Origin of the sequence: Pseudomonas sp. MF4836, from assembly GCF_002018875.1 — a bacterium.
Classification (GTDB): Bacteria; Pseudomonadota; Gammaproteobacteria; order Pseudomonadales; family Pseudomonadaceae; genus Aquipseudomonas.
Map to the genome: position 1 here is coordinate 1 of NZ_MVOL01000031.1, position 22,694 is coordinate 22,694.

Here is a 22,694-nt window from a genome sequence, read left to right on the forward strand (position 1 = left end):
TGTAAAGAATTGGTAGTGTGAGTTGGTAGGTGAGTGGTACAGAAGAAAGAACAGTGAGAAGAGGGGTTGAGTTTGAGTGCATCATAGAGCGGGGGGGGGGGGGGGGAGGGAGAGGGTAGAAGGCAGCGTCAGAGGGGTATAAGAGGCGGCCACTCTTGAACACTTTGGCGCCTTGCTGGACTGCCGCATTGCTGCTCTTTTCCGCAAGGCCCACCGTCGATGCGCCTATTTCAAGACCCGCCGCCGCGAGCCCCACCACCGCGGCCGCGAGTTCGGCGTACTCTCGGCTGTTCTTGTCAGCGGCATTGAAGCGATTGTGCAGGTTCCACATTTCCAGCATGACCAGTAGACCGCCGAGACGCACCTCAGCCATGGGCCCTTTGGTACCGGCGCGCAGCGCCTCGTCAAAACTGCGGGAGGTCGCGCGGTCCATGCGGCCCAACGTGCCGCGGCTCAAGGCCTTGCCGTCACGCATTTCCAGGCGGAAGTGCTGCGAATAGTGGCCCAAACGCGATTTCAAGACCCTGGCCAACAGCCAGTTCAGGGGTTTGTCCAGATTGCTCGCCAACGTGCCCTGGAACAGGGTATTGCCCAGGGTGTTGATCATCAGAGCGCCGGCCGCCAGGTAACTTGCCGGTGGCCCTGCTATGCCGCTCTGGGCCAGCGCGTCGAGAAGCGCACCGCTTTTTTCATAGAGGTCGGACAGCTTCTTGAATTTTTCCTGGAGTGTTTGCGGATCAAGGTGAACCAGCGAATGCTGCTGGGGGACCAGCGTTTTGACTTCGTCCTCGAGGGCGGTCTGGTTTTGCGCCAGGGAGCGCCAGAACAGGTTCTCCCGGGAGATATCCGCGGCGCGCCAGCGCTCCAGAAGCGCCTCGCCTACGGCGGTGGCGTTCATCCCGACAATGGCTTTTCCCATCTGGTCTTCGAACAGTAGGGCCTGTTCGGCGTCGTTACGATCAAAGGCATCCAGCGCTTCGAGGAACGACTCGCTTTCCAGCCACCGCAGGTGATCGCCAGCGCGGGCATCCTTGGCCTGGTCCGCTTGATCGACCACGCGCTGATAGTCCTTCAGGAAAGCTTGGCGCCGGTCTTCATTGAGGTGCTCGGCGTATTTATTCCAGCTGTCTTGGCGTCGCTGCCGGGCGGTGGCCTGCTGCACTTCTTGCTGATGCGTAGGGTTGCGGTAATTACGATAGGTTCCCGCTGACTGCACGACGGCGTGCCGGTTGCTCATTTCATATTCGCGGTCGGTGTAGCGCACACCGATGTTCTGCTCTGCCTTGTAGTAGCTAGCCTCCGCCGCTTCGGCCAGCAACTGCTTGATGTTTTCTATGGCGAAGGCGACGGTGAGTTTGCGCTTATTGTCGAGGTTCTCTGCGTCCTTCTGCTCCATAAAGGCATCGAGGGGCTCTACGCTTGCATTGCGCCAGGTATTGAGTTCCTGAGTGATGCCGATCGCGTCATGCACAACGATAGCCGCCCCCCGGTATTCCTTGCGTGTACCGGCAGGCAGCATTTCGGCTCGAGCCACCTGCAACGGTGGCGGCAACGTGGAATATGCCTGGGTCTTGAGCAGTTCTTTCAACCTGGGCTGGTCGATCGCTGCAAACTCCGCCACCCGATTGAGTTGGTCCTGAGCCAATACACCGTCCATTACCGCAGGCTCTGCGCAAGCCAGTTTGGCGACGTCAATCGAGGTCAGGGTGTCACGGTAGCGTGGCAATGCACGGTACTTCTTCATTGAATCTTCGGTCAGCGGGGCCGGACTGTAGAGCAGACGAAGGTCGCTGATGTCGTCCACATCATTGACCTTGAACATCCAGGTCAAGCCCTTGATGCCGTCAGCGTCGACACTCGCGGAAGGGGCGGGTTGCCACGGCTTGTGCGCATCGATGTAGCTCAGTGTTCCGAGTTCCGAGATTCGGTACTGGCTATGCCAGGCGTAAGTGCCGTTACTGATGCGCTTGATAAGCACATACAAAAAGCCCTGGCGCAGCGGACGTATGGCGTAGCCTGCCGCACTCAGGGCCGCGACCTGTTGCGGCTTGCTCAAGTGTGCCGGCAAAGACGGCAGCAGTTTCAGTTGTGCAGCACTGCCGCCCACTGCGCCATAGCGCAAGGGGAGGATGGCAAAGGTTCGCGTGCAACTGACCTCTGGACCGCGATCGAGCGCACTGTCCAAGAGCGAGCGGTTTTCAGTGCATTGCTCAAAGGTCTCTTTCCAACTGAGCATGGGTATCCTCAAGCGCCTTTCTTGCGCATGCGTAGTTGCAGGGCTTGTGCGAGTGGACGACCCTGGTCTCTGGCTTCCTGCAATGCCTCGTTCCAAATCGGCGAGCCTTGCAGGCTTTTGCCTTGCAAGGCCATCAGGGTGACGTAGTCAATTTTGTCGCTCTGGCGACTCAGCCCCAGGCGATGGGCCTGTGCCAGTAACTCGCGAACCAGCCCAAGCCGGGTGCCATGACAATTCTCATGCATCCCTGAGCGGGTCAGCGGCTCCAGCAGTTGGTCTGCCAAGCGGTAGCTCAGTGGGTCGCCTGCCAGTGCTTTCCAGCACGATGCATCAAGCTCAATCGTTGAAACCCCGCGCAGTGAAGGCTTGTCGTAGCCAGCGAAATGCCGCCAGGCTTTACGTTCCGGGTGCGGGGATACGACCCACCATGAGCGAATCGGCGCCAGCCAATCCGCAATGCCCGGCAAGTCGCGGCGGGCATGCAGCACGGGAAAGGCCAGCTCGGTATGAAAGCGCAGCAGATAGGTCGCACCATCAGGCCCTTGGGCGACGGTGGCCTGGCTCAAGTGCTCAGCCAGGTCAGGCGGGGGCAAGGCGCTGATAAGCCATCCGCAAATCGCATCACTGGTGCACTCAGTGAGGTCGCAGTGGAAATCGTATTGCCCCTGCAGGCACGACTCGGAAGACGCTGCAAAAAGCCAGGGCCCAACGTCCCGCAAATGGGCAAATTCGGGCTGTGGCAATAGCGGCCATCCCGCATACCGCTCGATGACATGCTGCCTGGCCGCTGCCTCCAGGCGGGCCATTTCAACGATGGCCGTCAGTCTGTGTGTCGGCAATGGTCGCAACTCATTCACAATGCCTTCGGCAAATGGAGTCATTGGGCTGTCTCCTCCAACCGAACGACACTGCGCCCTTGCGCAATGGCCTTGAGCAGGCAACCCAAGCAAATCGGCTCTCCCGGCACCGGTGCTGCATCGATGAGGATCGAGTTCGTGCTGCCTGTGGACTCCAGAGTCATTGCTCCCTTCATCCGAATGCTGATGCCATCGAGGACGATGCCAGAGCCGTCGATACGGATGCTGCCACCGGGCCCTCTGATCAGCACTTCATCGGCGGCCTGCAACTCGTAGACCTTGGTCCGATGCCGAATCCCCTGGCCCGCTTGCAGTTCGGATCGGCCTTCCACGCTGTGCTCCTGGTGCCCACCGATGCTGACCCAGTGGTTGGCCGTGGTCTTGTCGCGGCGATGATTGCCCACCTCTTCGAGGCGATCCTTGCCGGTGCGAATCGTCTGGTTGCGACCGATGCTCAGGTCATCGTCCTGGCCGATTTCGTGCCGGCGGTCCTGGCCGATATTGACCTGCTCGTCGTTGCCTACGGTTTCCTTGCGGTCGTGACCGATGCTGATGGTTTCGTCGTGTTCGACTTGTTCGCTGCGGTCATGGCCGACGAAAGTCGTCTCGTCGTGGTTGATGTGGATGTTCTGGTCTTTCTGCGCGTGGACGTAGATTTCTTCCTGGTCCTTTTCATCCTCGAAGCGCAGTTCGTTGAAACCTTCACCCTTGTGGGTTTTGCTCTTGAGGGTCATCCGGGTCTTGTGCCGGGGCAGTTCGTAGGGCGGTAGTTGCAGGCGGTTATAAGTGCGACCGGTGATGATCGGTTGATCCGGATCACCGTCGAAATGGTCCACGATGACTTCCTGACCGATACGGGGGATGGCCATATGGCCCCAGGTCGCGCCGGAGATGTTTTGCGAAACGCGGATCCAGCAGGAGCTGTATTCGTCCTGCTTGCCCTCGCGATCCCAGGGGAATTGCACCTTCACGCGGCCGTATTCGTCGGTAAATATCTCCTCATTTTTTGGGCCGACTACCGTGGCGTTTTGCGGGCCGTCGATCAGTGGTTTGGGCAGCGGCTCAGCGCGCCACTCGGCATCGTCCGGCACCAACTCGGCTTGGTAGCTGTAGTGGGTGCCCAGTTGCGCCTCGGCGCCTTCTTCAGCCTGGCTGGTGTGCTGTTTGCCGTGGTGAACGATGCTCACAGGGCGCCAGCCACGGTTCAGGTCTTCCCGTGGGTGGCCCGCGAGAGTGAAGAAAATGCCCGGTTGCAGGCGCGGATCATCGCCCTCCACCAGCGCCATGCGTGCATCGCGGCGATGGCCGCGAAGTCGGTTCTCGGCGAAGGGCTTACCGGCCTCGTCGAACTTGGCCCGGGCCGGATAATCGTAGCGTTCGTATTGGCGACCCTGATGGTCCAGATCGATGCCATCGCGGCTGTGCTGATGGCTGTAGCGCGGATGGTGAAAGGTGTAGTCACGTTGGGTCTGGCGCGCCGTGCGCACGTTTTCGCTGTAGGCGAAGCGGTGTAGAGACGGTTGTGGCTGATCACCACCGGGCGTGGGGTTGTATTGCACCGGCTCATCGCCCACCCGACCGTGGATAAACAGACGGTCGCTGTGAACCAGTTGGTGACCTTCGGCACTGTGCCGAAAGGAGTAGAAAAATCCTTCCTCGCGCATGATGCGTTCGACAAAGTGGTAGTCCGTATCTCCCGCCTGCACACAGTATTCGCGGGGCTGATGCTCGGTGGTGAGACGTTGTTCGTAGTCATGAATCAGACCATGGGCCTTGAGCACCGCCTCGGTAATCTGCGGCACGCTAAGGGTCTGAAAAATGCGCCAGTCGGAGCTGAGCTTCAACCGCGCCAGGCGCGGTTCGATCACTGCCGAATAACGGGTGCGCCTGAAGCCGCTGTCGTGCTGAACAAAGGAAGACACCGCGCCGTGCACATGGCGTACGGGAGTCTGGCCATGCCAGAGGGTCATCAGGGCCGAGCGATCGAGCACCTGGCCAAAGTCGATGGCCGGATTAGCACTGGTGAGGTCAACGGCGAGAAGGAAGGTCTCTGAGAGAGCTTCTTGCAAGGTGAACTCGACAACGTCAAAGGACTCATCGCCGATGCTGAAGGTAAAGCGCAAATCGGATTGGCTGGCCATCACTCACTCCCTGTCACTGGGTGCCCTGTTTGCTCCCCAAAGCCTGGGAGGTATGCAGGGCTTGCCCCGGCGGCGGGAATTTAGGGCAGAGTTCAAGGGCGGGATATAAGGGCAGTCTGAAACTGACTCAGGTTGGGCAGGCCATGTGGACGCTGAAGAACGACAAAGCGTTTCGTGTCCCTAGGCTTCCACCTCGAGACGGGCATAAGTCGAGGCCGGATTGTTGGAGACGATGCGTCGGCCCGAATCGGCAGGCATTGAACACAGGTTCCCGATCTGTCCTGTGATTGCAGGTGGCCTCCAGTCAGGACCCTGTACCCGCACCACACAGGGCGCGCACCACCCACCGTGGCTGTTTATACTGCGCGCCCTTCCCCTTCAATGGACTGAACCATGACCGACGAACAACTTTGCCTGGTTTTTATTCCGGCCCTGGTCGCCGTGCTGCACCACGCCGAGCAAGCCAAGGGCGCGCCGTTGAGCGAAAGCGAAGTGCTGGAGATTCGCGACGGCGCGGTGTGCATGGCGATGTCGTTCAGTACCGCGTTGCAGATGGAAGAAAAACGCGGTTACCCCGATATCGTCGCCGAAGATTGCTGGGCCCAGTGGCAGTTGGCACGGGCCGAGCTGAACGCCCCTGACACCGGTGAGTGACCTCGACACTCGGCGTTAGCGGGCGACCGCGATCTTTTTCACCGTCTCGATCCATTGCGGGTCCAGGCGTGGCTGATCGGTGTCCAGGCCCATGGCTTGCATCGCTTCCTTATGCTGGTCGGCCTCGCGCACCAGTTGGTCCTGGCCGCTGGAGTTGGCGTCGAGCTGGTGCATCTGGTGGATCCCCTGGTGGTAGAAACGCAGCAGCTTCATGGCCGCCGGGTCCCGCGCCTGCACGCCAGCCGTCACGTGGTGCATGACGTTGGTCACGCTCATCAGGCTGCGCTTGAGCTGCCAGCCGTAGACCGCTGCGGCCATCCACGGCTGGGACCAGAAACGCACGCGCATCAGGCCGATGCTCAGCGCGAGGCCGGCCGCCACCCCGGCCACGTTGAGCCAGAAGTTGTCGCCACCGGGCTGGCCGAACAGCAGCACCGCCGCGCTGGACAGGACCATGGCCAGGGACAGGAAAATCAGCGCGATAAACAGCGTGCTGCGGCGCGTCTGCTGGCGGTAGGTGGCGGGGTCGAACGGCTTGATCTCGAACATGGCGGCAACGGGCTCTGATAAGGAACAGGCAAGAAGATTGCCGGGCATTATCACCGTCGCCACGCCGCTGCGCCGATTAAATCGCCCGCTGCGACAAAAGCACGCAGTGGGGTCATACCGATCATTCGAGCACCAGAGCCGGCGAACAATGCTGTGGCGAAGTAACTGGCTGCCGTTGGACCAGCCGCTGCGCCGGCGTAGCAGTCCCATTTCAGGGCCGCTGCGCGGCCCAGCGGGAGCAAGCTCCCTCGCCACACGTGGGTATTGGCCCTCGGACGAGCCTCAGGCCGCGCCGCCCCGGGCTTGTTGTTCCAGGTGCAGTTGCAGTTCGGGCTCGATGCCCAGCGCCGCCGCCAGTTCGTCCAGGTAATTGCGTTCGGCGGCCTGTTGCTGGTCCACCAGCATCACGCTGGCCAGGTACATTTCTGCGGCCATGCCCGGGCCGTCGGCGGCTTGCGCCACATCGGCGGCGTCCAGCGGCCGCGCGACTTCGGCGTCGAGCCACTGCTGCAGGTCGGGGTCGTCGGTGTGGCGCCCCAGTTCGCTGCTGATCAACTGCTGCTCCTGTTCATCGATGCGCCCATCGGCCTTGGCTGCGGCGATCAGGGCCCGCAGGATGGCATGGCTATGGGCCTCGGCTTCCGGCCCGGCCAGCAGGTCGACGGTGCGCAGGGCCTCGGGCGCGACGGCCGCCGGTTGCGCGGTGCTGGCCTGTTGCTGCTGCCAAGCCTGGTACGCCTGGAACGCCATCATCCCCAGAGAGGCCAGGGCCGCGTAGCGGTTGCCCGAGGTCCGCCCCTGAGGCGTGGCGCCACCCAGGCCCGAACCGCCCAGCAGGCCGCCGAGCAAACCACCCAGGCCACCTCCGCCCACCGCCGCCCCGCTTGAGCCCAATAACCCGCCGAGCAGCCCGCCCAGGCCACCCAGCCCGGTAGAAGCGCCCCGGGATTGCGGGCTGGCGCCGCTCTGGGAGTTGATCGAGGCCTGGCCGGCCCGCAGCAGTTGTTCCAGCAGATCACTGGTGTTCATGGCATCGCCCTCATGGATCGCGCGCAGCGAAAAAGGCAACGATAGCCCTCGCCGGCCAATGCGCCATGACCGTCCGGCCGGGGCGTGCGCTGTGATCCTGAGCGTGAGGGGGCAGGGCCGCGTTAAGTCCGTGGGGGCGGCTCATTGAGAAACAGGTTCCAGACCTTGTACGCCTCGTGCTGGCGGCGGTTGGCGATCTCCCATTCCGGCCCTGTCAGTTGGTGTGCGGACACCAGTTTCATCATGTCGCAGGTGGCCGCATCCAGCTCCATCAGCAGTTGATGGGATCTGTACCTGAAATCGTCGACGCTGTTCATGGTGGGGGTATGCCTGTGACCGAGGCCGACTTCGCAAGTGGCGAAGCCATGCACCCGGCACAAGATCGACAACCGACGGAGGCGATTAATTGTCATCGCCCGATAAACGGTCGCAGGCGCCGTATACGGCGCCTGCCGCGCTATGTTCGCCAGCGCACAGACACCTCCCCCCCGAGCTGGACAGACTCAGACCCTGAGAAGCTGCGTCCCGCGAGGTCTGGCACCCGATAACGCCCGCCTCGCTTATTGCCCCCGCTTCGGCGCTTCTCCGGTCGAGGGCACGCTCTGCCAAGGAAAACATGGACAGTCATTGGACCCTCAAACTCTTTCGGTTCTGGCGTCTGCCTGCCGTCCATTACCGCCAGTGGAGCGAATCGCGGCGCAAGTTCGAATATGAACCGCTGCTGCGCTCCGAGCTGTTCAGCGCCGAACAGATGGCACACCACGGCACTCTGCTGGCGCAGCAACATCGCCTGAGCCCGGGGAACACCGCCGATACCCTGCTGGCGCGCCTGGCTGACAACGAAGCGACCCTGGCCAGCAGCTGCCGGGCCCTGACGGCCGCGCCCCTGTCCTCGCGCCGCGCGACCCCGGCCGCCGAGTGGCTGCTGGACAACTACTACCTGGTGGAAGAGCAGATCCGCACCACCAAGACCCACCTGCCGCGTGGCTACAGCCGGCAATTGCCGCGCCTGGCCGAAGGCCAGTCGGCGGGTCTGCCACGGGTCTACGACATTGCCCTGGAAACCATTTCCCATGGCGATGGCCGGGTCGACGGTGACAGCCTGGGGCGCTTCGTCGAGTGTTATCAGAGCGTGATGCCGCTCAAGCTTGGCGAGCTGTGGGCGATTCCGATCATGTTGCGCCTGGCCCTGATCGAGAACCTGCGGCGCGTGGCCTCACGGGTCATGGCCAACTGGGATGACCGCAACCTGGCCAACGACTGGGCCGATCGCCTGATCGAAACCGCCGAGCAGGACGCCAAGAGCGTGGTGCTGACGGTGGCTGACATGGCGCGCTCGGGGCCGCCAATGACCTCCTCGTTCGTCGCCGAACTGGCGCGCCGCCTGCAAGGGCAGAACGCCGCGCTGGTGCTGCCCCTGGCCTGGATCGAACAACTGCTGGGCGAGTCGGGGCTGAACATCGAGCGCCTGGTGCAACTCGACGCCCAGCAACAGGCTGCCGACCAGGTGTCGATCAGCAACAGCATCGCCAGCCTGCGCCTGCTCTCGGCCACCAACTGGCGTGAGTTCGTCGAGCGCATGAGCCACGTCGAACAGGTGCTGCGCAGCGACCCGGCAGGCCTGTATGAGCGCATGGACTTCGCCACCCGCGACCACTACCGGCACCGGGTCGAACGCCTGGCGCGGCAATGCTCGCTCAGCGAAGAACAGGTGGCGCGCATTGCCATCGACCTGAGCAACAGCCAGCCGCCACAGGACCCCGCCGCCGTGGCCAGCCATGTCGGTTACTACCTGGTCGGCCCCGGTCGCGGCGAGCTGGAGCAACGCATCGCAGCACGGGTGCCCCTGGCCCAGCGCTGGCAGCGCCTGCTGCAACGGGCGCCTTTGAGTTTCTTTCTGCTGCCGGTGGCGCTGCTGTCGCTGCTATTGGCCTGGTCCTTTATGCAGTCGGTGCATGAGGACGGACACGCGTTTTACCTGCTGGCCCTGCTGGCACTGCCGACCCTGCTGATGAGCAGCCGCCTGGCAATCGGCCTGATCAACTGGCTGGTGACCCTGACGGTGGCGCCCTGCATCCTGCCGCGCCTGGACTACAGCGAAGGCATCCCGGAGCAGGCGCGAACCCTGGTGGTGGTGCCGACCCTGATCGCCAACGCGGCGGATGTCGAAGAACTGGTCGAGGGCCTGGAAGTGCGCTTCTTGGCCAACCGCGACCCGCACCTGCACTTCGCCCTGCTCAGCGACTTCATGGACGCCGACAGCGAAGTTCTGCCCGAAGACGCCGGCTTGCTGCAACTGGCGCAGCAGTTGATCGAAGGCCTGAACCGCAAATACCCGGAGGCCGAGGCCGAGCGCTTCTTCCTCCTGCATCGCCCACGGCGCTGGAACCCGGCCGAGCGCAGCTGGATGGGTTATGAACGCAAACGCGGCAAGCTGGCGGAACTCAATGCGCTGCTGCGTGGCCAGGGGCGCGAGCGCTTCGCGCTGATCGTCGGCGATATCCAGGCCCTGCCCCGGGTCCAGTACGTGATCACCCTGGACACCGACACCCAATTGCCGCGCGATGTGGCCATGCAATGCATCGGCGCCATCGACCATCCGTTGAACCACCCGGTGTTCGACCCGCAGACCGGGCAGATCAGCGCCGGCTACGCGATCCTCCAGCCACGGGTCGGCATCAGCCTGCCGAGCACCGCGCGTTCGGCCTATGCCCGTCTGTTCGGCAGCGATGCCGGGGTCGATCCCTACACCCGCGCGGTGTCGGACGTTTACCAGGACCTGTTCGAACACGGCTCGTTTATCGGCAAGGGCATCTACGCCGTGGACGCCTTCGAGCATGCGTTGCAGGACTGCTTCCCGGATAACCGGGTGCTCAGCCACGACCTGATCGAGGGCTGCTACGCCCGCTCCGGGCTGCTCAGCGATGTGCAGCTGTTCGAGGAATACCCCTCGCGCTACAGCGCCGACGTCAAGCGCCGTCACCGCTGGATTCGCGGCGACTGGCAGTTGCTGCCGTGGCTGATGCCCTGGACACCCAAGGCCAGCGGCGGGCTCAAGCGCAACCGGCTCAGCGCCCTGGCCTGCTGGAAGATTTTCGATAACCTGCGCCGCAGCCTGGAACCCGCAGCGTTTCTGACCATGCTGCTGTGGGGCTGGTTCGGTGCCTCTGAGCCCGTGTCCTGGACCCTGGCAGTGTTGATGCTGGTGCTGATCCAGCCGCTGTGCAGCGCGTTGCAGGAACTGATGCACAAGACCGTCGACGTGCCGATCGAACAACACCTGGCCGCAGCCCTGCACACCTGCTCCCAACACTTCACCCGGGCCCTGCTGCCGCTGGTCTGGCTGCCCTATGAAACCTGGTACAGCCTGGATGCCATCGGCCGCACCCTGTGGCGCATGCTGCTAAGCAAGCGCCGGCTGTTGCAGTGGCAACCGTCGCGGGAAGTCGAGCGCGGCCACGGCCATTCCCTGGCCGGGCAATACCGCAGCATGTGGATCGCTCCGGTACTGGCCCTGATGCTGCTGGCATTGCTGCCGCTGCCGGCGCTGCTCAGCGCCGGGCCCTTTATCCTGATGTGGCTGGCCAGCCCGGCCATTGCCTGGTGGCTGAGCCGACCGTCGCGGCGCGCCGAGTTTCATCCCTCCAGCACCGAACTGCGGTTTCTGCAAACCCTGGCCCGGCGCACCTGGGCCTTCTTCGACCAGTACGTGGGGCCGGCCGACAACTGGCTGCCACCGGACAATATCCAGGAGCAGCCGCTGTTCGCCGTGGCCCACCGCACCTCGCCGACCAACATGGGCATGGCCCTGCTGTCGCACCTGGCGGCCCACGACTTCGGCTACCTGAGCAGCGGCCGCCTGCTGCAACGCCTGGAACAGAGCCTGGCGAGCATGGCCCAGCTGGAACGCTATCGCGGACACTTCTACAACTGGTACGACACCCTGACCTGCAAACCCCTGCCGCCGCTGTATGTGTCGACGGTGGACAGCGGCAACCTGGCCGGCCTGCTGCTGACCCTGCGCCCGGGCCTGCTGACCCTGGCCGATGCGCCGCGGCATGACTTGCGCCTGGCCAGCGGCCTGGTGGATACCCTGGACGTGCTGCAGGACGCACTGAACACGGCCGGCCTCGACAGCCGCGAAATCGAGGTCCTGAGCCTGCAGGCCCGGGCGATGCAACACCGCCTGAGCCACAGCGCCAACGGCTCCAGCGCGCAGTTGCTGAGCCTGCTGGAGCAGATCAGCGCCCACGGGGCCAACAGCGCGCTCGAGGGCGACGCCGAGGTGCTGTTCTGGCGCGCCGAGCTGGCGGCGCAATGCCTGGACCTGCGCAGCGAACTGGAGCGCTTCGTGCTGCCCGCGCAACAGGATGGCAGCAACCTGCCACCCCTGAGCTGGCGTCAGTTGGCCGAACTTGACCTCAGCCTCTGGGTGCCCGAGCAGCAATCCCGGGTCAGTGCCGTCCGCGCCTTGGCCAGCCAGCGCCTGGCCACCCTGGAGCAATTGACCGACCAGATCAGCGACCTGGCCCGCATGGACTTCGGCTTCCTCTATGACCGTCAGCGCAACCTGTTCGTGATCGGTTACAACGCCGACGAACGCAAGCTCGACGCCGGTTACTACGACCTGCTGGCCTCGGAAGCGCGCCTGACCAACTTTGTGGTGATCGCCCAGGGCCAGTTGCCCCAGGAGGGCTGGTTCTCCTTGGGCCGCCTGCTGACCAGCAATGGCGGGATGCCGGTGCTGCTGTCCTGGTCCGGCTCGATGTTCGAATACCTGATGCCGATGCTGGTGATGCCCAACTACGAAGGCACTCTGCTGGACCAGACGTGCCGCGCCGCGGTCGCCCTGCAGATCGAGCACGGCAAGCAGCTGGGGATTCCCTGGGGGGTGTCCGAGTCGGGCTACAACACCCTGGATGCCCAGCTCAACTATCAGTACCGGGCCTTCGGCGTTCCCGGCCTGGGCCTCAAGCGCGGCCTGGGCGAAGACAGCGTGGTCGCGCCCTACGCCAGCGTGCTGGCGTTGATGGTGGCGCCCCAGGCGGCCTGCGATAACCTGCAACGCCTCAGCGAGCTGGGCCTGGCCGGGCGTTTCGGCCTGTATGAAGCGGTGGATTACACCGAGGCTCGCCTGCCGCGCGGGCAGAGCCAGGCCATCGTCCAATCCTTCATGGCTCACCACCAGGGCATGAGTCTGCTGTCCCTGACCTGGCTGTTGCTGGATCAACCGATGCAGCGGCGCTTTGAATCCGATCCACAGTTCCAGGCCACCGCCCTGCTGTTGCAGGAGCGCGTACCGAAAACCGCCGCCCAGTACCTGCATGCCTCCAGTGCCCCGGCGGCCGATGAAGCGGCGAGGGTCAACGAGACCAAGCTGCGGGTGTTCACCGACCCCGACCGCAAGCGCCCGGCCCTGCAGCTGTTGTCCAACGGCCGCTACCACGTGATGGTCAGCAGCGCCGGCGGCGGCTACAGCCGTTGCAACGAACTGGCGGTGACCCGCTGGCATGAGGACAGCACCTGCGACAACTGGGGCATGTTCTGCTACCTGCGGGATGTGGCCAGCGGTGCCTTCTGGTCCGCCGCGCACCAGCCGACCCTGGGTCGCCCGGCAAGCTTCGAGGCGATTTTCACCGATGCCCGCGCCGAGTTCCGCGTGCGCGAACTGGACTTCGACACCCACAGCGAAATCGTCGTCTCCCCCGAGGACGACATCGAACTGCGGCGCCTGCACGTCACCAACCGCGGCCGCACCCGGCGCAGCATCGAGCTCACCAGCTACGCCGAAGTGGTGCTGGCCTCAGCCATCAGCGATGCCATGCACCCGGCCTTCAGCAACCTGTTCGTGCAGACCGAGCTGCTGGCGCCGTTGCAGGCGATCATCTGCACCCGCCGGCCACGCTCCAATCATGAAGCCCCGCCCTGGATGTGCCACCTGCTGGCCGCCCACGGTGTGGACATCGATGCCATTTCCTACGAAACCGACCGCGCGCGCTTTATCGGTCGTGGTCGCAGCGTGGTGGCGCCGGCGGCCATGGAGCCGCAGATCGAGCAGTTGTCCGGCACCGCCGGGCCGGTGCTCGACCCGATTGTCGCGATCCGCTGCCGGATCACCCTGGATGCCGGGCAGACCGCAACCATCGACTTCGTGACCGGGGTCGCCCAGAGCCGCGACAGTTGCCTGCAACTGATCCACAAATACCGCGACCGGCACCTGGCCGACCGGGTCTTCGACCTGGCCTGGACCCACAGCCAGGTGCTGTTGCGCCAGCTCAATGCATCCCTGGCCGATGCCCGGCTGTTCGAGCAGATGGCGGCGTCGATCATCTACGCCAACGCCACCCTGCGCGCCGAAAGCAGCCTGTTGCTGAGCAACCGCCGCAACCAGTCGGGGCTGTGGGGCCAGGCGATTTCCGGCGACCTGCCGATCGTCCTGCTGCAAGTCGGCGACCTGGCCAACATCGAGCTGGTGCAGCAGATGGTCAAGGCCCACGCCTATTGGCGGCAGAAGGGCCTGGCGGTGGACCTGGTGATCTGGAACGAAGACCAGGCCGGTTATCGCCAGCAATTGCAGGACCTGATCATGGGCCTGGTGACCTCCGGCAGCGAAGCCAGCCTGATCGACCGTCCCGGTGGCATCTTCGTGCGCCCGGCCCAGCAGCTGTCGAGCGAAGACCGCACGCTGATGCTGGCGGTGGCGCGCCTGGTGATCAACGACACCCGGGGCAGCCTCGCCGAGCAGGTCCAGCGCCGGCGCGCCGACCCGCTGCTGGCGCGCCTGGAACCGAACCTGGTGCGCCGCGAGCGCCTGACCCGGCAGCCGGTGGCGACGCAGATACCGCAGCTGATCCTCGATACCCCCTTCGGCGGCTTCAGCCCCGATGGCCGCGAGTACATCATGACCCTGCACCCGGGCCAGCCGACCCCGGCGCCCTGGTGCAACGTGCTGGCCAACGCCCGGCTGGGCACGGTGATTTCCGAAAGCGGCGGGGCCTACACCTGGAACGAAAACGCCCACGAATATCGCCTCACGCCTTGGAACAACGACCCGGTCAGCGATCCCAGCGGCGAGGCGATGTACCTGCGCGACGAAGACAGCGGGCACTTCTGGTCGCCGACGCCCCAGCCATGCCCGGGCAGCAGCAGTTACCGCACGCGCCACGGTTTTGGCTACAGCGTGTTCGAGCATGAAGAAGACGGCATCCAATCCGAACTGTGGGTGTACGTGGCGCTGGACGCGCCGCTCAAGTTCTCGCGGCTGATCGTGCGCAACCGCAGCGGCCGGCCACGCCGGCTTTCGGCCACGCACTATGTGGAATGGGTGCTGGGGGACCTGCGCAGCCGCTCGGCGATGCACGTGGTGACCGAAAGCGACCCCTTCAGTGGCGCGCTGTTTGCGCGCAACGCCTACTCCATCGAGTTCGGCGCACGGGTGGCGTTTCTCGACACCGACGCCAGCGACCGCAGCTTCAGCGGCGACCGCACCGAGTTCATCGGCCGCAACGGCACCCTTGCCGCCCCGGCAGCCATGACCCGGGCCAAGTTGTCCGGGCGTTACGGCGGGGCCTTCGACCCGTGCGCGGCGATGCAGGTCGGGCTTGAACTGGCTGACGGCGAAAGCCAGGAAATCGTCTTTCGCCTGGGTGCCGAACGCGATGCCAAGGCCGCGACCCGCCTGGTCCAGCAGTACCGCGGCAATCGCGCCGCCGCCCTGGAACTGGAAGCCGTGCACCAGCACTGGCGCAGCACTCTGGGCGCGATCCGGGTGACCACCCCGGAGCCGGCCCTGGACGTGCTGGTCAATGGCTGGCTGATGTACCAGGTGATCGCCTGCCGCTTCCTCGGGCGCAGCGGCTTTTACCAGTCCGGCGGCGCCATCGGCTTTCGCGACCAGTTGCAAGACAGCATGGCCATGCTCCACGCCGACCCGCAGGCCGCGCGCCAGCACCTGCTGCAGTGCGCCGCCCACCAGTACCCGGAAGGCGACGTACAGCACTGGTGGCACCCACCGCAAAACCGTGGGGTGCGCACCGGCTGTTCGGACGACATGCTCTGGCTGCCCCTGGCCACCAGCCGTTATGTGCAGGTGACCGGCGACCGTAGCGTGCTGGAGGAAAAGGTCGGCTACATCGAAGGTCGCGCGCTGAACGCCGGCGAGGAGTCCTACTACGACCTGCCCGGCGCCTCGTCCCTGGAAGAAAGTCTGTACCACCACTGCCAGCGCGCCATCGAGCGCGGCCTGACCCAGGGCATCCACGGCCTGCCGTTGATGGGCACCGGCGACTGGAACGACGGGATGAACCGGGTCGGCGAACAGGGCCGGGGCGAAAGCATCTGGCTGGGCTTTTTCGGCCATGAAGTGCTGGAGCAATTCGCCGCCATCGCCCGGCTGCACGACGATGGCGCCTTCGCCCAGCGCTGCCATGAGCAGGCAACCGCCCTGCGCAGCGCCCTGGATCAGCACGCCTGGGACGGCGCCTGGTACCGCCGGGCCTATTTCGACGACGGCCAGGTACTGGGCTCGGCGGCGAACCAGGAATGCCGCATCGACTCCATCGCCCAAAGCTGGTCGGTGCTCAGCGGCGCCGCCAGCCCCGAGCGCCAGCAACAGGCCATGACCGCCCTCGACCAGCACCTGGTGCGGCGCGAGGCCGGGGTGGTCCTGCTGCTCGACCCGCCGTTCGACCAGGGCAGCCTGGACCCCGGTTACATCAAGGGCTACGTGCCCGGCGTACGCGAGAACGGCGGCCAATACACCCACGCCGCCGTATGGGCGAGCATGGCCTTCGCCCGCCTGGGTGACAGCGCCAAGGCCTGGGAACTGTTGCGCCTGATCAACCCGGTCAGCCGCCGCAGCGCCGCGCAAGTCGACATCTACAAGGTCGAACCCTACGTGATGGCCGCCGATGTCTACGGCGTGGCACCGCATACCGGGCGCGGCGGCTGGACCTGGTACACCGGCTCTGCGGGCTGGATGTACCGCCTGGCCGTCGAGTCGCTGCTGGGGCTGGTACGCAGCGGCGACACCCTGCGCTTCGAACCGGTGCTCCCCGGCAACTGGAGCGGCTACAGCCTGGACTACCGCTTCGGCGCCAGCCTGTACCGGATCGAGATCAGCCAGCAACCGGGCGCGCGGCACAGCATCAGCCTGGATGGCCAACCGCTGGCCGAGCCATTGCTGGCTTTGCACGACGACGGCCAGGAGCACCGAGTGCAGGTGATCTGCCCGGCCCCGCTGCGGCTCGACCACCCACAAACGTTAGGCACAACGGGCAGCGCCACAGCGTCGGTGCCAGGGCCATGAGGGATAACAGACAGCGACGCCGTTGTGGACTACCCTGACCAACCGGGAAATGGCTCCTGGGGAATGGCTTCTAAAAGGTGGCGCTGCATATGCTGGATGTACACAAGCCACACCAGAACTACCTGCTGGTCGCGCTCCCGGAGCCGGTCAAGCAGCGCCTGATCCCCGACCTGGAGCAGATCGCCCTGCCCCTGGGCAAGATCCTGTACGAATCGGGGGACGTCCCGCGCTACGTGTACTTTCCCACCGACGCCATCGTGTCCCTGTTGTATGTGATGGAAAGCGGTGCCTCGGCGGAAATCGCCGTGGTCGGCAACGAAGGGCTGGTGGGCGTGTCATTGTTCATGGGTGGCGAAAGCACCCCGAGCCGGGCCATTGTGCAAAGCCCGGGACACGCCTTTCGCCTGCCCGGGCAACGGCTCAAGGACGAGTTCAACCGCCACGGCGAAATGCTCCTGCTGATGCTGCGCTACACCCAGTCGCTGATCACCCAGATGGCCCAGACCGCCGTCTGCAACCGCCACCACTCCATCGACCAGCAACTGTGCCGCTGGCTGCTCCTGTCCCTCGACCGCCTGCCCGGCAACCAGTTGATCATGACCCAGGAACTGATCGCCAACATGCTCGGCGTGCGCCGCGAGGGCGTCACCGAAGCCGCCGGCAAGCTGCAACGCCTGGGAGTGATCGAGTACAGCCGAGGCCACATCACCGTGATCGACCGGCCCCAGCTCGAACAACTGAGCTGCGAGTGCTACGCCGTAGTGCGCAACGAAACCGCACGCCTGCTGCCCTATTTGCCGGCCTACCGTTTGGGCGGCTAGGGCTCGGTGCTTGGGGAGAGCACCTTGCGCCTGGGCCGCAGTGTTGTGTGGGTGGAAGATCGGGGTTCTTTGCAGCATCGGGGAGGTTTTCAATAGCTGCGAACAATGGGGGTGAACGTGTTAAGCGTTTAGGCTCGTCTTTACAGCAACTTTTAACCGCCCCTTTAGCACGAGATGGAGCTCTTCATTATAAAGTTCACTTTGAAAAACTTTTGAAACACCCTCAACAAAACTGTTGAAAACGAGATAGCTAACATCAGCATTCGAAACAGATATATTGATGCATTCACCCTACACATTTAACCATGGTACGACCACCTTACAACTGACAACAAAAGTGCTCTGCTCCCTGCTGCTAACAACATGAAGCATCAACTTCCATTAGCTACTCCCCACTCCAAGCATTGCGGATTTTAGAATTTCCATTCAATAACTCAAGCGAACCCGATTGTGTATCTTTATTTGCTTTCAAGACTGTCGAAACGTTCGGGGCATCTACAAAAACCCCAAGATTGTATTCTTTATTTCCCAAGCTCCAATTTTGAAAGACGGTATACTCCACCCCTGAATTCACGAAACTCAAGGTATAATCCCCTCTCGCATCATTTATGACGCCGCCGCCCCTAAAATAACCACTGTAGCGAAATTCAGACCAAGACTCTTCATTTTGCTCATGTGGATATTCAAGCTCCACACCTCCAACTTCCCCAAACCGATAAACCAAGTACGCCGAGCTTTCACCCTCACAAATGGAGGCGATTTTTTTGTATTATTTTCCGTAAAAGACATAATATTTCTTTCAGTTTTCTTGCAGAGACTTTCACTCCTCTGAGCATGAGCGCTTTGAAAAAAAGCAAACCAAACCATAATAAAACACAATACTAATAACGTATTAACGATTGAACTTCGCATACTCATTATAAAATTTCTCTATATTTTTTGCATAATCCGGATTTATTGATCGCCACTCCGAACCGTTATGACCCGCGGCAATCTTCTCAAAATTTTTCTGCCTAAGCCCATCTAGTAAAACAGGGTTATTTTTAGCAAACTTGAGAAATGCTTTAATATGTTCTGCATCACCGAGAGACATTGCAGCCGTAAACGCTATCAAACCCTGCCGCTCGATAGTTGAAACCCATTATTTGAAACTTCCCCCACGAACACGCTTGGAGTGCTGCCTCTTCATCTAATCGATAAGCCGTAATCAGCCTTTCATATTGAGGCCGGCCATAGGGTCCGTACACGTCGATAGCCGCTACTTCTTTTCCAGTCCCCCACATCCTTGTAGACTCCGCTGCTAACTTTTTAGCTATTTTATAAGCGGAACCATAATTTTATGGATATATCCAACCTCTTTAAATAGACTTTTCACTTTAGACTACTGCATGAACATATCGAGCGAAAGCTCGCTTTTACTCGACCCTGCAGATAGGAGAGTACAACTAGAACGCGACATTTGCTCAGCGCTACACCTCGCCGTCCGAACAACTATAGGAACGGTTATGTTATCTGCAAGAACACAGCTTTCAGAATAGGTTGGACTATTACACTGAGCGTTAAACCCGAGGAGATTTGCCTGAAGCCAACGCGCAGCAAGCGGGTAGTATCTGTTCGCATCAGATTGAGTCTCAACGAACAGCACCAGCATCGGGCTTCCTATATGTAACGCTTGGCGCCTTACCAGTAATGCATCGAACTCCTCCAAGCTCTTAAGTCCTTTCTGTGAGCGCCAACTGAATATTCTTGGAATATTTGTCGCGCCCCCAACGAGCTTAAGCTTGTCGCCTTCGTCAAATATGGCAATTGACTGAACTTCTGCCTGCCCCTCTTGCCACCCCCATATAATTTGGGTTCCATCCTTGAGTCTTACTGAACTTGGTGGATTCTGTTGAAACCCAGAAACCACTCTACTCGTCACAGAGAGCTTTACCCTTGAATCCACATCAAACATGAAACCATGATTATTTCTTGTAAATTCTCTTATTTGCAGCATCAACGATGAGTGACTTATTACAGAACGATTGCGCTCAACACTCAAACTATTTACAAGCAAAGGGAGGGACTCATAATTCTTTCCATCCCTCATTAGCTCTACAGACTCCGCACATGAGTTCTCATATGCAAAGAAAAATAAAACAGCACTAAAAAACACTATACGCCGCACCCAACTCATGTCTCAGCCTCAAGCGCGTTAATAAAATATCAAACACAAGATCTCCAACCTCAGAGAACTCACCACTCAACGGCCTCTTTTATCAATTAATCTTCTAAGGCAGCGTCCAATCATTGCTTCACTTAGCTCGCTAGATTTATTCAAGCCACAACCAGCCGAAGGAGATTTCATTTAATAGATAATACTTCTCGCCTGCGCTAAATCTGCAGCCTATAGATCACCTCTAGCGAATCAAGTAGTTACTCCAATCACACTTAACTCCCCCACCATCGCCCTGCAACGAATAACCGCCCCCTACCGGGTATAACACTTGTTCCAACAACAGTACGGGAGCGCTATAACTAATAACATCACCCATCTTGGACCTAACATTTGGATCAATATTTAACTCTCGTAGCAACATGCCGTTTCCCGCTACGCACGCCTCAAGTAAAACCAAGCTTCCCTCATAATCTCGCCATGACGAAATTCGATCCATTTTCCTTAAAAGCTCGCCTGCGGAGTTATACACCGCAATACTGGCCACAAGCTCGCGCCCCTCGCCATCGCCAACAAAATAGCCATCCCTGACAAATACGACATAATAACTCCCGCCCAACAACCGCACCGAAATTGGCTTCAAATCCTTATTAACACCTTCCTTCAATCCAACTCCAGCACGCACTTTGAACTCATACATCTTAGACGAAAGACAGTGAATGGAAAGTAGCAATGCGTTAGTAATCTTATAACTGCTCTCTCTATCTGAATCATCAGATTCGCTTTGAGAGCCCAACGGCGGATAACTTTTAAACAGCCTGAAGGTGCTTACGGAAAATCCAACTTCAACAACAGTAGCGTTACGCCTCAAGCTTTCCGCACACAGCTCAGCTTTTCGTGGCGGGTCCTTGATAAGTGCCAGAGCTCCATACGCCCGATATTCAGCCCCAAATACCAGTACAAAAAGAGCTGTAGCGAAAAAATATTTTAACTCACCGCATAGTCTCCTCAAATCCAGACCTCTCACCTGAGGGCATTGGCCACTACAAACAATATACACTCTCCACTTCAGCTTCTGAGTACGCATCAATATTTACTACCTCTAACAATGCCCGAGACACGCTCAACCTCCTCTTGTATTTCCCTGCCGGACACCACGTCAACTTCAAACTCTTTAATATATCTCTTTAATTGTTCATTTCCAGTGAATATCAGGGGAACGGAATTATTTTCAACAATATATACAACAGAATAACAGTAAGGATTAGCCCCAATAGTGGTCGGTTGCTTAAAGAGGCTTGCAAATATGCTATTGCGCAATGCTTTCCGATCGATCGGTTCGCACATCGGGTGCGATGAGTAGATGTCATGAATTTCTCCAGAAGAGCTTTCAAGTTTCTCAATCGTAATATCTCTCCCTAGAGGAACGTTTTTTGCCGATGGTTTTCGATCTACGGCGTCGAGCTGAACTATCCAGCCTGAATTGTCGTGCGAAGTACATTCGCAGTCACAGCTTATCAAATAAAGATTTTCTGCTCTTTTATTCCATGACATGGAGATACGGGGGGATTCGCACGCTTTATTCAATCTAACCGAGAGATCGGTTATTTCCACAGAGCATTCGCCACTCCCATTGCATGCCACACTGTATTTCGAGCTGTTTTTTTCATCCCTCAACAACTCATTACAAAGACCTAAACCGCTCCAGACAGCGACTACACAAACAAGTACATATTTTAATTTTTCATTAGAGATCGCAGACATACCGATTATCAATATCCTTGAGTAGTCCAAAGTTTGAATTTTTCCGCTCGGCGCTCTTACCAAATAGACTTGCGGCGTAGCCCTTTCCCTCGACAATCCCCATCCGCCTGCTCAAAGCATCAGCTGCCCATAGAGCTGATGCAGTTCCTGCTCTCTCTTCAACGCATATTCTCAGGAAACTTATCTGATCTCTCGGGTCTTCTGAAGCCGTTCTCTCTTCGATTCTTGAAGTCGTATTGCCTTTTAGAAGTCCATTTTGCTGAACGCATAGATCATACAATGCCACATAGGTTAAAGCGTTAATCTCCCTCATGAGCTCAGGTCGAACTCCCCTCATAAAATCTATGCACCTTCTTACATTCTCGTGATACTTAGCGGCCTCTTGGATTTGAATTTCTTGGAATTTCTTTATGCTTCCAATTGAATTAAACAACTTTCTCCAGCCGATTCTATTTTCCTGCAATAATTTTCTAACCCAATCCAACTGAGTATTACGATCCCTATTGACTATTGCATTTCTCAGCCTGGTATAGTTAGTTCCATCAGGAAAGCAATTTGAAAATTTATTACTGTCTGTTTGATACATCCTTAGTAGCACCGGCCCCAAGGTCCCCTGACCGAAATTCCACTGAATCAACCCAAAAGAAGTGCCTTGCCCATCAAAATCATCGGCTAGAGCATGATAGTCAAGATCACTTCGCCCCTCATATCCACCACTGACCCGAAGTGCAAGTTCAAGTACTTCGGCCAGCGGCATACAAGATTTTTTTCGCTCTAAATTCCACACCATTCCAACCGGATGAAAGTGATAAACCTTCGCCCCCTCCGGTAACCCAACATCCGCGGCCACCTCCCCCCACCAACGCAATTTCATCACGCAGTTCTTTTCCGCTTTCACATTGTCCATGGCCCACTTGCCGAGCTTGACCGCGATCTCGGAGATCACGCCGTACTTGCCGGCCCAGGACGGGACGTGCCATTCGCTGGTGTGATAGGCGATCAAGCCTCCCAGGCGCTTTGCAAGCGCTCGGTTCTGCAAGGCGGCGTCCAGGTTTTCTTCACTGAGTTCGCCCTGGTTGTTCAAGCCCATGAGTTGGCGGATGTGTTTGAAGAATGGGGTTTCTTCGGGTCGCTGGCCGCCTCTGAGGAAGTCGACGAAGGCGCTGGCGGTGCCGTCCCAC

The 22,694-nt window shown here is 60.2% G+C and carries 13 protein-coding genes and 2 pseudogenes; 3 read left to right on the forward strand and 12 right to left on the reverse strand.

All coding sequences use genetic code 11. The features are described 5' to 3' along the window. The 3 genes from MF4836_RS34290 to MF4836_RS34300 all read right to left on the reverse strand — a co-directional run. Positions 1-2,236: T6SS effector BTH_I2691 family protein (locus MF4836_RS34290; protein WP_078474109.1), on the reverse strand; the 2,236-nt coding region annotated here is incomplete at its 3' end. Positions 2,237-2,244: 8 nt separating this feature from the next. Continuing rightward, on the reverse strand, positions 2,245-3,117 hold the full coding sequence (locus tag MF4836_RS34295; protein ID WP_078474110.1) for a DUF4123 domain-containing protein: 873 nt from the start codon (positions 3,115-3,117) through the stop codon (positions 2,245-2,247). Next, complete coding sequence (locus MF4836_RS34300; protein ID WP_078474111.1) at positions 3,114-5,234, reverse strand: type VI secretion system Vgr family protein; 2,121 nt, start codon at positions 5,232-5,234, stop codon at positions 3,114-3,116. Before MF4836_RS34300 ends, MF4836_RS34295 begins: the two co-directional genes overlap by 4 nt. A 393-nt stretch (positions 5,235-5,627) precedes the next feature. Here MF4836_RS34300 and MF4836_RS34305 point away from each other — a divergent pair, with 393 nt between their 5' ends. After that, complete coding sequence (locus tag MF4836_RS34305; protein ID WP_078474112.1) at positions 5,628-5,888, forward strand: hypothetical protein; 261 nt, start codon at positions 5,628-5,630, stop codon at positions 5,886-5,888. Positions 5,889-5,903: 15 nt separating this feature from the next. Here MF4836_RS34305 and MF4836_RS34310 read toward each other — a convergent pair whose 3' ends face one another. From MF4836_RS34310 to MF4836_RS34320, 3 genes are all read right to left on the reverse strand, one after another. Further along, positions 5,904-6,437, reverse strand: a complete 534-nt coding sequence (locus MF4836_RS34310; protein ID WP_078474113.1) for a DUF3087 family protein — start codon at positions 6,435-6,437, stop codon at positions 5,904-5,906. A gap of 282 nt (positions 6,438-6,719) precedes the next feature. Continuing rightward, entirely contained in the window at positions 6,720-7,466 is a 747-nt protein-coding gene (locus MF4836_RS34315) for a DUF533 domain-containing protein (RefSeq protein ID WP_078474114.1), read from the reverse strand. Between the two features lie 122 nt (positions 7,467-7,588). Further along, on the reverse strand, positions 7,589-7,783 hold the full coding sequence (locus MF4836_RS34320) for a hypothetical protein (protein ID WP_078474115.1): 195 nt from the start codon (positions 7,781-7,783) through the stop codon (positions 7,589-7,591). A 299-nt stretch (positions 7,784-8,082) separates the two neighbouring features. Here MF4836_RS34320 and MF4836_RS34325 point away from each other — a divergent pair, with 299 nt between their 5' ends. Together MF4836_RS34325 and MF4836_RS34330 are read left to right on the forward strand one after the other, a co-directional pair. Then, a complete protein-coding gene (locus MF4836_RS34325) occupies positions 8,083-16,773 on the forward strand; it encodes a GH36-type glycosyl hydrolase domain-containing protein (protein WP_078474116.1) in 8,691 nt (2,896 codons plus the stop codon). An 89-nt stretch (positions 16,774-16,862) separates the two neighbouring features. Beyond that, a complete protein-coding gene (locus MF4836_RS34330; RefSeq protein WP_078474117.1) occupies positions 16,863-17,594 on the forward strand; it encodes a Crp/Fnr family transcriptional regulator in 732 nt (243 codons plus the stop codon). Between the two features lie 385 nt (positions 17,595-17,979). Here the strand turns inward: MF4836_RS34330 and MF4836_RS35290 are convergent, their stop codons facing one another. From MF4836_RS35290 to MF4836_RS35440, 6 genes and pseudogenes are all read right to left on the reverse strand, one after another. After that, on the reverse strand, positions 17,980-18,288 hold the full coding sequence (locus tag MF4836_RS35290; RefSeq protein ID WP_153050302.1) for a hypothetical protein: 309 nt from the start codon (positions 18,286-18,288) through the stop codon (positions 17,980-17,982). Between the two features lie 198 nt (positions 18,289-18,486). Next, positions 18,487-18,877: pseudogene (locus MF4836_RS36315) on the reverse strand (N-acetylmuramidase domain-containing protein). A gap of 98 nt (positions 18,878-18,975) precedes the next feature. Beyond that, positions 18,976-19,770, reverse strand: coding sequence for a hypothetical protein (locus MF4836_RS35295; RefSeq protein WP_153050303.1), 795 nt, complete (start codon positions 19,768-19,770; stop codon positions 18,976-18,978). Positions 19,771-19,993: 223 nt separating this feature from the next. Next, positions 19,994-20,836, reverse strand: coding sequence for a hypothetical protein (locus MF4836_RS35300; protein WP_153050304.1), 843 nt, complete (start codon positions 20,834-20,836; stop codon positions 19,994-19,996). Continuing rightward, on the reverse strand, positions 20,836-21,513 hold the full coding sequence (locus MF4836_RS35305) for a hypothetical protein (RefSeq protein WP_153050305.1): 678 nt from the start codon (positions 21,511-21,513) through the stop codon (positions 20,836-20,838). The genes MF4836_RS35300 and MF4836_RS35305 overlap by 1 nt, the downstream gene beginning before the upstream one ends. Next, positions 21,497-22,694: pseudogene (locus MF4836_RS35440) on the reverse strand (hypothetical protein); the annotation flags it as partial. The gene MF4836_RS35305 and the pseudogene MF4836_RS35440, both read right to left, overlap by 17 nt.